Source organism: Clostridium gasigenes (assembly GCF_017348895.1).
Classification (GTDB): domain Bacteria; phylum Bacillota; class Clostridia; order Clostridiales; family Clostridiaceae; genus Clostridium; species Clostridium gasigenes.
Genome location: NZ_CP071376.1, coordinates 219,189 through 231,800 on the forward strand (window position 1 = coordinate 219,189; position 12,612 = coordinate 231,800).

Sequence of the window (12,612 nt, forward strand, 5' to 3'; positions counted from 1 at the left end):
ATGTATTAAATTTTTTTATATGTTTTAAACTATATTAATTTTTTCATTAAACATTTTTATTGTTATATAGATCCATAAGTTTTCTCATAATTTCATTATCAACATTCATAATAATACTATCCACTTTAGAAATGGGTAGTATTCCTGGAGAAGTTCCTGATATAAACATTGCATCTATTTCTTCTAATTCTGTATATTTACTGTTCTTTTCATCAAAATCTATATTTTCACTTTTAGCAATTTCTATAATTTTTCCCCTTGTAACCCCTGGTAATACAGCTTCTATCTTCGAAGTAAATAACTTATTATCTTTAATTAAAAATATATTAGATTTACTTCCTTCTGTTATATATCCATTATTATCAACGAGTATTGCCTCAAATGCATTTTTCTTTTTTATTTCTTCATTTACTTTTTCTCTAAATTTGCAATCAATTACTTTCGCATTTGGATTATGTCTTTCTCCATGATACAAAATAGTATCTACTCCATTTTTATACATTTCATCAGTTGGATATATATGCTTAATATAAAACACTTTCATTAAATCTTCATCAATATTAAATGTAATTTTTACATTTCCTTCTTTTTTATGATTAGCGGATATAACTCTTTCTAAATATTCAGCTATTTTATTGTATTCATAAGGAAAACTCTTATCCATAAGATTAAATGACTTTTCCATTCTCTTTAAATGTACTTCTAAAAATAATGGTTCCCCATTATTTATTCTTATTACTTCATAAATAATTTTATCTTTACTATTTTTTTCATCATTGAAATTCTTTGTTGAATCTAAATGACCATCCTCAATGAAAAAACTATTAATCGCTTCCATCAGTATCCTCCTTCTTAATTCCACTTTAGTATTTCAAACTCATGCTTCTTTTTATAATTTATTAAATATGGTTTTCCAACTAAATCTAATAATGGTTTATCTGAAAGTGAATCTGAAAACATATATGAATTTTCAAAATCAACATCAATATTTTCTTTCTCTATAACTTCCATTAACCTTTTTACCTTTTCTTCACCTTTGCAATTAAACCCATCCATTTTCCTTGCAAACTTACCTTCCTCAAAAAGAAATTTAGTTCCTATAATTAAATCTACTTCTTTAATTGCATATAATTCTGTTAAATAAAACTCTGGTGATGCTGAAATTAAAAATATCTTATAACCTTCACGCTTTAACTTCTTCATCATATCTAATGCATCTTTATATAATAGTTTACTTAATCTTTCCTCATAAAAAGACTTAACTAAATCTACTAAATGTTTTTCTTCTATTTTATCTATAAATTTCAGGAATTTCTCTTTAACTTTTCTTTCATCATAAATTCCTACTCCATACATTGTCCCACTAAATATTGCTCTTGGCAAAAATTTAATCATTTTCTTATCCTTTGAAATAACATATTTAAATAATTCCATTAATGTTTCTTTTCTTGTTATTGTATAGTCTACATCAAAAATCGCTAATTTATCCATGATTTTCCCCTTTAAATTCATGCTTACTTTTATTTTGGCATATTCACTTATTGAGCTGTGCTGAGTTTTCGTAAAAAGACCTCAAGTCTATCTAAACCTTTTTCAATCAACTCAATAGATGTTGCATATGATACTCTTATATAATTATCTAATCCAAATGCAGCTCCTGGAATTACCGCAACTTTCTCTTCATCTAATAATAACTCTGAAAACTCTAAAGAACTAGTAATTTTTTTTCCATTTAATTCTTTATTAAAGAATTTTTCTATATTTATCATAACGTAAAAAGCACCATTTGGTTTAATAATATCTAATCCGCCTATATCATTAATTTTTTTCATCATAAAGTTTCTTCTCTTTTCAAATTCAACTATCATAGAATTTATATTCTCTTGAGTTCCTGTTAAAGCTTCAATGGCTGCATATTGTGTTATAGAATTTGTATTTGATGTCATATGACTTTGTATACTTACCATTAACTTTGCTATTTCTAGTGGTGCTGCCGCATATCCTATTCTCCACCCTGTCATTGCATAAGATTTTGATAATCCATTAATAACAATAGTTCTTTTAAATGCATCTTCTGAAATAGAAGCTACGCTTACATGTTTCTTATTATCATATATTAATTTCTCATATATTTCATCTGATACTATTATTAAATTGTATTTTTTAGCAAATTCAGCAATCTTAGTTAATTCTTCTTTTGAATATATTGTTCCTGTTGGATTATTTGGACTATTTAATAATATTGCTTTGGTTTTACCCGTAACTACATTTTCTAAGGCTTCTATTGTATATTTATAATTACAATCTTCTCCCGTTTGAACGTAAACAGGTTTTCCATCAGCAATCCTTACAAGTTCTGGATAACTAACCCAATATGGTACTGGTATTATAACCTCATCACCTGGATTTAATATTGCCATAAAAACATTTGCCAAACTTTGTTTTGCTCCAGTCGAAACTATAATCTGATTAGGATTATACTCTAATTCATTATCTTTCTTAAATTTATCACAAATAGCTTTTCTAAGTTCTAAAACACCACTTGTTTGAGTATATTTTGTCTTTCCTTCTCTCATTGCTTTTATAGCTGCATTAATAATATTATCTGGAGTATTAAAATCCGGTTCCCCTGCTCCAAAACTAACTATATCTATTCCAGCTTCTTTAAGTTCTTTAGCCTTTGCTGTTATTGAAAGAGTTATTGATGGATTAATACCTATTGCTTTTTTTGATAAATTCATATATTTATCCCCCCATTTTAGGCACTTTTTTAAATAACTAATCTTTGTACTAATCTATTTTGCGCCTTATTTCTTATTTATTTTATTTAATAACACTTCATTTATTCCATAGCTTCCAAGCCCAGTATCATGAAATGATTGTTTTCCATGATAATCACTTCCTCCTGTTATACAAAGTTTATACTTTGTTGCTAAATTATAAAAATAATTTGTTTGTTCTTTAGTATGACTTGGATGATATACCTCAATTCCTTTTAATCCATAACATTTTAGATCTTTTATTATCTTTTCTATTCCAAGTCCTCTACACATTTGACCTGGATGAGCAAGGACCGGTATACCTCCTGATGTACTTATTAATTGCAAAGTTTCTTTATAATTTAATTTAAAGCCTTTTACATAAGCTGGTTTTCCTTTAACTAAATAGGATGTAAACGCCGCTTTATAATTATCAAAGTATCCATTTTTAACCATAGCATTAGCAATATGACTTCTTCCAACTGTAGAATCTAAATCAATACCTAAATCCTCTAACCCTAAATGAATTCCATATTTTTTTAACTCAAACAACATCTTTTCTATTCTATTTAGCCTAGACTTATTCAATTTATTAACTACTTCTTTTAAACTTTCATTCCCTATATCTATATTATAACCAAGCATATGTATTTCTAATTCCTGAAATTCTGTACTTAATTCTATTCCAGGTATTATACTTACATCTTGCCATATACTATTTGCAACATACTGAGATGCTATTGAATCATGATCTGTTATGGATATAACTTTTACACCCTTTTCTCTTGCTAAGCAAATAATTTCCTCTGGTGTCATAGTTCCATCAGAATAACATGAATGAATATGTAAATCTGCATATTTCATTTCTTACACCCTTTTTCTCGTATTAGGGATTTTTTTAAATAACTAATAATATTATGGTATATTTCGTCTTTAAACCCCTTAAATATTTAAAAATAATTCTCTATTCTTATATCTTATAATAAAAATATATCACTATTAAAATAAATTGTAAATTAATAAGCAAAAAAAAGATGCCCTAAGGCATCTTTTTCTTATGATTCTTGTGATTCATCTGCTAATTCACTATAATAAGCTGACACTCTATCAAATTCAACTTCATCTGGAACTTCTAGTTCTCCTGATTCAGTTGATCTGAATAAGTAAACTGAATCTTCTTCTGGGTTTTGAGCTAAGATGTATTCATTTTCTTCAAATTCGAATGCATCTATTATTGGACATGATACAACACTTCCGTCTTCATTTTCTAAATCTACTACGAAGTCTTCGTGATCTCCACATCCGCAGTCATCTCCACATTCACCTTCATGTTCTGCTTCATGATCGTGTCCACAACCACAGTTATCTCCACAACCTTTATGTTCTTCATGATCATGGCTACATCCACAACCTTCATTTCCTTCTGTACTACAACATTTGTTTAATTCTTTACTCATATTAAATTCCTCCTTTTATTAGACATTTAAAATATCTTATGTCGTCTTAATTAATTCTACCCTTAAATCAAATAAAATAAAAGCATTTTAAGGATTTTTTTCATAAAACTTAGTAAAATTAGCTTATTTTTTAATTTTCATACCTTTTTATTCCTCTTTTGTTATAATTACTAAGTTTTTATTTAAGGTATTTTCAAAAAAAATAAGGGCCTAAGCCCTTATCTATTTTGAAACTCTATTTTTGATTAGCTAATTTCTTGTATCCTTCTAATCTTTCTAAAGCATCTCTTTCTGTCTTTTCAAATAAAGCATCTGCAGCTTCAGGGAATGCCTTTGCTAATGATGAGTATCTAACTTCTCCCATTAAGAATTCTCTGAAATCACTCTTTGGTTCTTTTGAATCTAAAGTAAATGGATTCTTAGTTCCTTGTAGTGATGGATTGAATCTGTAAAGACCCCAATATCCACATTCTACAGCTTTCTTAGATTCCTCTTGGCTATTAGCCATTCCAATCTTAATACCTTGGCTTATACATGGAGCATAAGCTATTATTAATGATGGTCCCTTATAAGCTTCAGCTTCTGCTATAGCTTTAAGAGTTTGGTTTTTATCTGCACCCATTGATATTTGTGCTACATATACATAACCGTAAGTCATTGCCATCATACCAAGATCTTTCTTCTTAGTTTTCTTACCTGCTGCAGCAAACTTAGCGATTGCAGCTGTAGGTGTAGATTTTGATGCTTGACCTCCAGTGTTTGAGTACATTTCTGTATCAAATACAAGGATATTTACGTCTTCACCTGATGCTAATACATGATCAACTCCACCGTATCCGATGTCGTAAGCCCATCCATCTCCACCAAATATCCATTGTGATCTCTTAACTAAGTATTCTTTATCTCTTAATACTTCTTTAACTGATTCACATTTTAATGATTCTAAAACAGCTAATGTTTTATCAGCTCTATCTCTAGTGCCTTCGCCGTTTTCTATATTATCAATCCAATCTTTAAGGATTGCTTTAGCATCTTCTGAAATTTCTTCAGCAAGTACTGCTTCTAAGTTTGAAGCTATTCTTTCTCTTATAGCCTTAACCCCTAGATACATACCAATTCCGAATTCAGCATTATCTTCAAATAATGAGTTAGCCCAAGCTGGACCATGGCCATTATGATTCTTTGTATATGGTGTAGCTGGAGCAGAGCCTCCCCAAATTGATGAACATCCTGTCGCATTAGCTATCATCATTCTATCTCCGAATAATTGAGTAACTAATTTAGCATAAGGTGTTTCTCCACAACCAGCGCAAGCTCCTGAGAACTCAAGTAATGGTTGTTCAAATTGACTACCCTTTACTGTTTCTTTCTTCATTGGATTTTTCTTAGGTGATATTTCATTAACTGAATATTCCCAAACTTTTATTTGTTCTTCTTGTGTATCTGCTGGCTTCATAATTAAAGCCTTTCCTGGTGCTGGACACACTTGAGCACAGTTTCCACAACCAGTACAATCTAAAGGAGTTATTCCTATGCTGTAGTAAGTAGTCTCTTCTGTCTTTAATGCCTTTGCAGCTACAATCTTCATTGCTTCTGGTGCATTTGCTTTTTCATCTTCATTTAATAAGAATGGTCTTATTACAGCATGAGGACAAACATAAGCACATTGATTACATTGGATACAATTATCTTGAACCCACTCAGGAACATTAACAGCTACGCCTCTTTTTTCATATGCAGCAGTACCTGCTTCAAACGTACCATCTTCCATTCCTATAAATGTTGAAACTGGTAAATCGAAACCTTCTTGTCTAGTCATAGGGTTAACTATGTTTTTAACGAAGGCTGGTATTGTGTCATCTTCAACAATTTTTTCTACAACTACATCTTTCCAATGAGCTGGAACATCTATCTTAATGATTGATTGAACTCCCTTGTCGATTGCAGCATAATTCATGTTAACAACTTTTTCACCTTTTTTACCATATGATTTAACAACGGCATCTTTTAAGTACTTAACAGCATCTTCAACTGGAATAATGTTAGCTATCTTAAAGAAAGCAGCTTGCATTATCATGTTGATTCTTCCACCAAGACCAATTTCTTGTGCTATTTTAACAGCATTTAAAGTGTAGAATTGTATATTGTTTTGAGCTATATATTTCTTCATTGAAGCTGGTAACTTTTCTTCTACTTCTTCTGGTGTCCATATAGTATTTAATAAGAAGTTACTTCCCTTCTTTAATCCATCTAGTACGTTATATTTATAAACGTATGCTTGGTTATGACATGCAATAAAATCAGCCTTATCAATTAAGTAAGGTGACTTAATTGGTTTTTTACCAAATCTTAAATGAGATACTGTTATACCACCTGATTTCTTTGAATCATATGCAAAGTAACCTTGTGCAAACATATCTGTATGATCTCCGATGATTTTGATAGCGCTCTTATTAGCTCCAACAGTACCATCTGATCCAAGTCCCCAGAATTTACATGCTTTTGTACCACTAGGTGTTGCATCTATATCAACAACGTCTAATGAAGTATGTGTAACATCATCAACTATACCTATAGTGAATCCATTCTTAGGATTTTCCTTGCATAATTCAGCATATACACCAGCTATATGAGTTGGGTTTGGATCTTTTGATCCAAGTCCATATCTACCACCAATTATTACTGGAGCATTTTCACGTCCATAATATGCACTTCTAATATCTAAGTATAAAGGTTCTCCAATTGATCCTGGTTCCTTTGTTCTATCTAAAACAGCAATTGACTTAACAGTTGCAGGTATAACTTTCAATAATTTTTCTATTGAGAATGGTCTGTAAAGTCTTACTTTTACAAGTCCAACTTTATTTCCATTAGCATTTAAATAATCTATTGTTTCTTCGATAACATCTGTTGATGATCCCATTGAAACTATTATTCTATCTGCATCTTTTGCTCCATAGTAATCGAAACAATGATATTCTCTTCCAGTTAGTTTTGTTATTTCAGCCATATAGCTTTCAACAATATCAGGAATTTCATCATAGAATCTATTTACTGATTCTCTTGTTTGAAAATATATATCAGGATTTTGAGCTGTTCCTCTAGTCACTGGGCGATTAGGGTTCATTGCTCTACTTCTAAAATCTGCTAATGCATCTTGATCAACTAATGCTGCTAATTCATCATATTCAATAACTTCAATTTTTTGTATTTCATGTGAAGTTCTGAATCCATCAAAGAAGTTCATAAATGGTATCTTTGATTTTATTGTAGCTAAATGCGCAACAGCTGATAAGTCCATAACTTCTTGAACTGATCCTTCTGCAAGCATTGCAAAACCTGTTTGTCTTGCTGCCATAACATCTTGGTGATCTCCAAATATATTTAATGATGATGTAGCTAAAGCTCTAGCTGCAACATGAAAAACTGAAGGTAACATTTCGCCTGCTATTTTATACATATTTGGGATCATTAATAATAATCCTTGCGATGCAGTATAAGTTGTTGTTAATGCTCCAGCTTGTAACGAACCATGAACAGCACCTGCTGCTCCAGCTTCTGATTGCATTTCCATAACCTTAACCGTTTGTCCAAATATGTTTTTCTTTCCTTGTGACATCCATTCATCCACATGTTCTGCCATTGGTGATGAAGGTGTAATTGGGAATATTGCTGCTACATCAGTAAATGCATACGAAATATGTGCCGCAGCTGTATTTCCATCCATTGTTTTCATTTTTCTCATTATATTTGACCTCTCTTCCATAAATTAAAATTTCTTCTAAATCTATTTAGTCAATTCCTCGCCAAGTTTTTTAGCTATTTCTAGTTCTTTATCACTTGGTGATTCTTTAACGGCTAAGTTTGCAATTACATTAAATTTGTAGTCTTCCATTCTAACTACCCAATCTTTCATAAATTGTCCTTCGTCCCATCCATATGAACCAAATAAAACAAGTTTTTTATTATTGTTAGGAAGCAATTTAAATTCTTTTATAAATGGCTCCATTTCATGTTGTTCTATTTTATTATTGTCCATAGAAGGACTTCCAAATGCTACTGCATCTGCCATGGTTACATCTTCAATAGTTGCATCTTGTACATGTTTAACAGTAACATTCGCACCATATTTTTCTGCACTTTCTGCTATTGCATTAGCAAGCACTTCTACATTGCCACCATTGCTCCAATAAATAATTGATACTTTTTTCATATTACAGCACTCCATCCTTTAACCATAAATATGGTCTGTTTTTTGGATATTTATTACCTATTTTTACTTGACTATTTTATTATATACCACTATTTTGTTTTTGCAAGTCTATGAAATCTTATATTAGGCTAATATCCCTTAATCTTCTATAAATTAGGGTATTTCACTTGTTTAACTCTATACATTGTACAATTACTTTAATTATCTCATCAACACCGTTCTTTAACTTACTATTTTGCATATTTTCTATTAAAATATCCTTCTTTTCTTTAAGTTCAGTCAATTTTATCATTAATAAATCAGATTCCATCATAACATCTTCATCTAATACTAATGAAAATCCTTCCTTTTCAAAAGAATTTGCATTCAATATTTGATCTCCTCTACTTATTTTCCTTGAAAGAGGAATTAATAAGGTTGGTTTTCTAAGAACTAAAAGTTCAAAAATTACATTTGCGCCTGCTCTTGAAATTATAAAATCAGCTGCTTGCAGGAAATGTGGCAAATCTTCTTTTACATATTCAAATTGTCTATATCCGTTTATTTTTTCACACTCTTTATCTAAGTTTCCTCTGCCGCAAATATGAATAACATTAAATTCTTTTAGAATTTCTTTTATATTCCTTCTTACCTCATCATTAATACTTTTTGCACCTAAACTTCCTCCAATTACAAGAAGTATATCTTTATTATCTTTAAACCCGCATATTTGTTTTCCTTTTATCTTGCTTCCTTCAATTATTTCTCGTCTTATAGGAGTTCCTGTTAAAACACCTTTACCATCTTTTATATAATTCAAACTTTCTCTAAAAGTTACACATAACTTTTTACAAAAAGGTGCTGATAATTTATTAGCAAGTCCAGGAGTTAAATCTGATTCATGTGAAACTACAGGTATTTTTTTCATAGATGCTGCAATAACAACTGGCACTGCAACAAATCCACCTTTTGAAAATATTATATCAGGCTTTTCTTTTGATAATATCTTACTTGCTTGAAAAACACCTTTCATTACTTTAAATGGATCAGAAAAATTTTTCATATCAAAATATCTTCTAAGCTTACCTGAGGATATTTCATAATAAGGTATTTTTGCATCTTTAATAATCTCTTTTTCTATTCCAAGGACGCTTCCAATATACTTAATTTCAAAACCATTTTCTTTTAATTTTGGCGCTAATGCAAGATTTGGTGTAACATGACCTGCAGTTCCTCCGCCAGTCATAATAATTTTATATTTACTCATATGAATCACTCCTTAAATCTATCTTTAATTTTATAATATCTATTTTAAATAAAACTTACATTTTTAATATTATTACCACTTTTTCCTTCAATTACTTGTTATATTTTTTCAAAAGTTACGCAAGCTATAATCATCATCAATAAGGAGGTGACAATAATGGCAAAAACTTTAGTACCAGAAGCTAAGAACGGTCTATCAAAATTCAAAACTGAAGTAGCTAATGAAATGGGTGTACCATTTACTGACTACAACGGAAACCTTTCATCAAAACAATGCGGAAGCGTTGGTGGAGAAATGGTTAAGAAAATGGTAGAGAGCTATGAAAAAGGAATCTAATAGTATCCTTTGGAACTGTTAACCCTTTATTTCACAATATTGCATTAAAGTTAGAATTGCAATACTAAAGAATTAGAGTATCTTATTTTTAGATACTCTAATTTTGTTTTCTTAGACACCTGAAAAAAAATAATAGACTACAAAATTGATCTATTATCATTTTTGAAAGAGCCTTAAACATTATGATATTCTTAAATTCTTTATCATCAGTTGAACAGTTCTTCTACCATTAAATTCATTTACATTCGGATAATATATCAAGTCTATTTTCCCTCTAATACAATTACTATCACAAGCTTTTAAAAATACTTCTTCTCCATACTTATCAATATACACTTCTTTAAAATATTCAAGTTTATCAAAAGATAATCCATCAATGGCTGAGTTTTTTCCTGGAATTTTGCATCTTAATTTTAGATAGTTTTTTTCTTTTCCAATTAACCATATTTTATCTATTTCTACATCTTTTACTGCAAATAATGGACTAGGATTACCTTTCCCAAAAGGTCTTAACCCTTCAATTACTTTAATTAAATCTTCGTCTAAGTATTGAAGTGGCAATGGTAAATCTATTTTAACTACAGGCTTAACATCTTCCTCTGTTAATGTACATATATTATTTAATTTTTCTCTAAGTTTTGGAATATTTTCTTCTAGTAATGATAATCCTGCTGCCATTGGATGTCCTCCAAATTTACTCATAAGATCCTTGCACTTAGATAATTCTTCAAATATATTATAACATTCTATGGATCTTGCGGAACCCTTTGGCATTTCTTTTCCTTTTGTTAATACTATACAAGGAAGATTATATCTCTCTTTCATTCTTCCTGCTACAATTCCTGCAATACTTTCATGTATTTCTTCATCATAAACAACTATAACCTTATTATGATGGAAATTTTCTTTTTCTATTTTTTCTACTATTCTTTCTGCACTATCTTTTGTTAGTTCTTGCCTTCTAGCGTTTAAATCATAAAGTTTTTTAGCCAAATCTTTTGCTTTTCTTTCATCTTCTGTAATTAATAAATCTACTGAAAGATTAGCTGTTTCTAATCTCCCTGTTGCATTAATACAAGGGCCTATTACAAATCCTAAATGATATTCATTGACTTCCTTCTCCTGTAACCCAGTTACGTTTCTAAGTTCAATTAATCCTTTATTATTAGTCTTATTTATCATTTTAAGGCCATTTTTAACTATTATTCTATTTTCATCTAAAAGATCTACCACATCACATACAGTTGAAATAGCTGCATATTCAATAAGTTCTTTGTATTCATTTTCCTTAATTCCCATTTTTTTATAAAGACATTGTGAGAATTTTAACGCTACTCCCGCTCCACAAAGATGTTTAAATGGATAGGTACAATCATTTCTTTTAGGGTTTATTACAGCATCTGCTTTAGGCATTATAGATACAAATTCCCCATCTACTTCTTTTAATGGAATATCATGATGGTCAGTTAGAACAACTTCCATTCCTAGTTCTTTAGCAAGCTTAACCTCTTCAAAGGCTGAAATTCCATTATCGCAAGTTAATATAACATCATGGCCTTCATCTTTAAGCTTTTGAATTCTTCCACTATGCATACCATATCCTTCTTCTTCTCTATGTGGAATATGATAAGAAAAATTAGCTCCAACTTTTTTTAGTGCTTTATATAAAATAACAGTACTTATAACTCCATCACAATCATAATCACCATAAATAACTATTTTTTTATTATTAATCACAGCTTCCCTTATTATATCCACACCTTTATCCATATCTTTTAATAAAAAACCATCATAAAGATTATTTATGTCTGGACTCAAAAACTTTTTAGCCCCTTCTACTGTACTTATCCCTCTATTAGCTAATATTCTTAAGGCTAAAGGATTTTCTTTAACATTTTTAGAGAGCTTTTCAAATTCTTCTTTTTTATTAATTACAACCCATTTTTCCCTCATTTATAGACCCCCTACTTGCTTAATTTTTTGCAAAAAATAAATGTGTGCCTATTCAGCTACACACTTTATTTTTACTCTTTGGGTATATTTTTTAAAACAACATTCCTGCCTTAACTTGTTCTAGCTTCTCTGGTTTAAATTTATTCAATATTTCAAAAGCAAAGGGTATTGCCGCTGCCGGTCCTCTACCAGTTATTATATTCTCAAAACTTACAACTAATTCCTCTTTATAATTGCAGTTTCCTAGTTCTTTTTCAAATCCAGGATAACAGGTCATATCTTTTCCTTCTGTTATACCAGCTTCTCCTAAGGCTATTGGACCTGCACATATTCCGCAAATTAATTTCCCTTTATTATTGAAATCTTTTATTAATTCTATAACTCTACTATTTTCTTTTAAATTCTTTGCCCCAGGCATTCCTCCAGGTAAGACTATACAATCATAATCTTTTATTTCATTATCATTTATATTTTTATCAGCTTTAACAATTATTTTATGAGATGAGCATACTTCTAATCCCTCTAATGCAAAAGTGTCACAAGAAATCTCTGCTCTTCTTAAAATATCAACAACCGTTAATGCCTCTATTGTTTCAAACCCATCTGCTAATAAAACTGCTACCTTTTCCATACTAATCGCTCCTTTTC

General features: G+C 30.1%; 11 protein-coding genes. 1 reads left to right on the top strand and 10 read right to left on the bottom strand.

Annotated elements, in window-relative coordinates:
* Positions 1-46: 46 nt before the first annotated feature.
* The 8 genes from J1C67_RS01075 to J1C67_RS01110 all read right to left on the bottom strand — a co-directional run bounded on the left by J1C67_RS01075 (position 47) and on the right by J1C67_RS01110 (position 9,675).
* Positions 47-838, bottom strand: a complete 792-nt coding sequence (locus J1C67_RS01075; RefSeq protein ID WP_167866205.1) for an aminotransferase class IV — start codon at positions 836-838, stop codon at positions 47-49.
* Between the two features lie 14 nt (positions 839-852).
* Positions 853-1,491 carry an HAD-IB family hydrolase gene (locus tag J1C67_RS01080; protein WP_167866204.1) on the bottom strand — a complete coding sequence of 213 codons (639 nt, stop codon included), beginning with the start codon at positions 1,489-1,491 and terminating at the stop codon, positions 853-855.
* A 47-nt stretch (positions 1,492-1,538) separates the two neighbouring features.
* The gene (locus tag J1C67_RS01085) at positions 1,539-2,741 is read right to left on the bottom strand and encodes a pyridoxal phosphate-dependent aminotransferase (protein WP_167866203.1); all 1,203 of its coding nucleotides are present in this window, start codon (positions 2,739-2,741) and stop codon (positions 1,539-1,541) included.
* Positions 2,742-2,807: 66 nt separating this feature from the next.
* Entirely contained in the window at positions 2,808-3,623 is an 816-nt protein-coding gene (locus J1C67_RS01090) for a PHP domain-containing protein (RefSeq protein WP_167866202.1), read from the bottom strand.
* A gap of 191 nt (positions 3,624-3,814) precedes the next feature.
* Positions 3,815-4,216, bottom strand: coding sequence for a DUF1292 domain-containing protein (locus J1C67_RS01095; RefSeq protein WP_167866201.1), 402 nt, complete (start codon positions 4,214-4,216; stop codon positions 3,815-3,817).
* 235 nt (positions 4,217-4,451) lie between these two features.
* Positions 4,452-7,961 (bottom strand): pyruvate:ferredoxin (flavodoxin) oxidoreductase, encoded by a 3,510-nt coding sequence (gene nifJ / locus J1C67_RS01100; RefSeq protein WP_167866200.1) that lies wholly within the window; start codon positions 7,959-7,961, stop codon positions 4,452-4,454.
* Positions 7,962-8,003: 42 nt separating this feature from the next.
* Positions 8,004-8,429, bottom strand: a complete 426-nt coding sequence (locus J1C67_RS01105) for a flavodoxin (RefSeq protein ID WP_167866199.1) — start codon at positions 8,427-8,429, stop codon at positions 8,004-8,006.
* Positions 8,430-8,592: 163 nt separating this feature from the next.
* On the bottom strand, positions 8,593-9,675 hold the full coding sequence (locus J1C67_RS01110) for an undecaprenyldiphospho-muramoylpentapeptide beta-N-acetylglucosaminyltransferase (RefSeq protein WP_167866198.1): 1,083 nt from the start codon (positions 9,673-9,675) through the stop codon (positions 8,593-8,595).
* A gap of 156 nt (positions 9,676-9,831) precedes the next feature.
* Here J1C67_RS01110 and J1C67_RS01115 point away from each other — a divergent pair, with 156 nt between their 5' ends.
* Complete coding sequence (locus J1C67_RS01115) at positions 9,832-10,011, top strand: alpha/beta-type small acid-soluble spore protein (RefSeq protein ID WP_089971785.1); 180 nt, start codon at positions 9,832-9,834, stop codon at positions 10,009-10,011.
* 180 nt (positions 10,012-10,191) lie between these two features.
* Here the strand turns inward: J1C67_RS01115 and recJ are convergent, their stop codons facing one another.
* Positions 10,192-11,964 carry a single-stranded-DNA-specific exonuclease RecJ gene (gene recJ / locus J1C67_RS01120; protein ID WP_167866197.1) on the bottom strand — a complete coding sequence of 591 codons (1,773 nt, stop codon included), beginning with the start codon at positions 11,962-11,964 and terminating at the stop codon, positions 10,192-10,194.
* 91 nt (positions 11,965-12,055) lie between these two features.
* On the bottom strand, positions 12,056-12,595 hold the full coding sequence (locus J1C67_RS01125) for a DJ-1 family glyoxalase III (protein WP_089971780.1): 540 nt from the start codon (positions 12,593-12,595) through the stop codon (positions 12,056-12,058).
* Positions 12,596-12,612 lie beyond the last annotated feature (17 nt).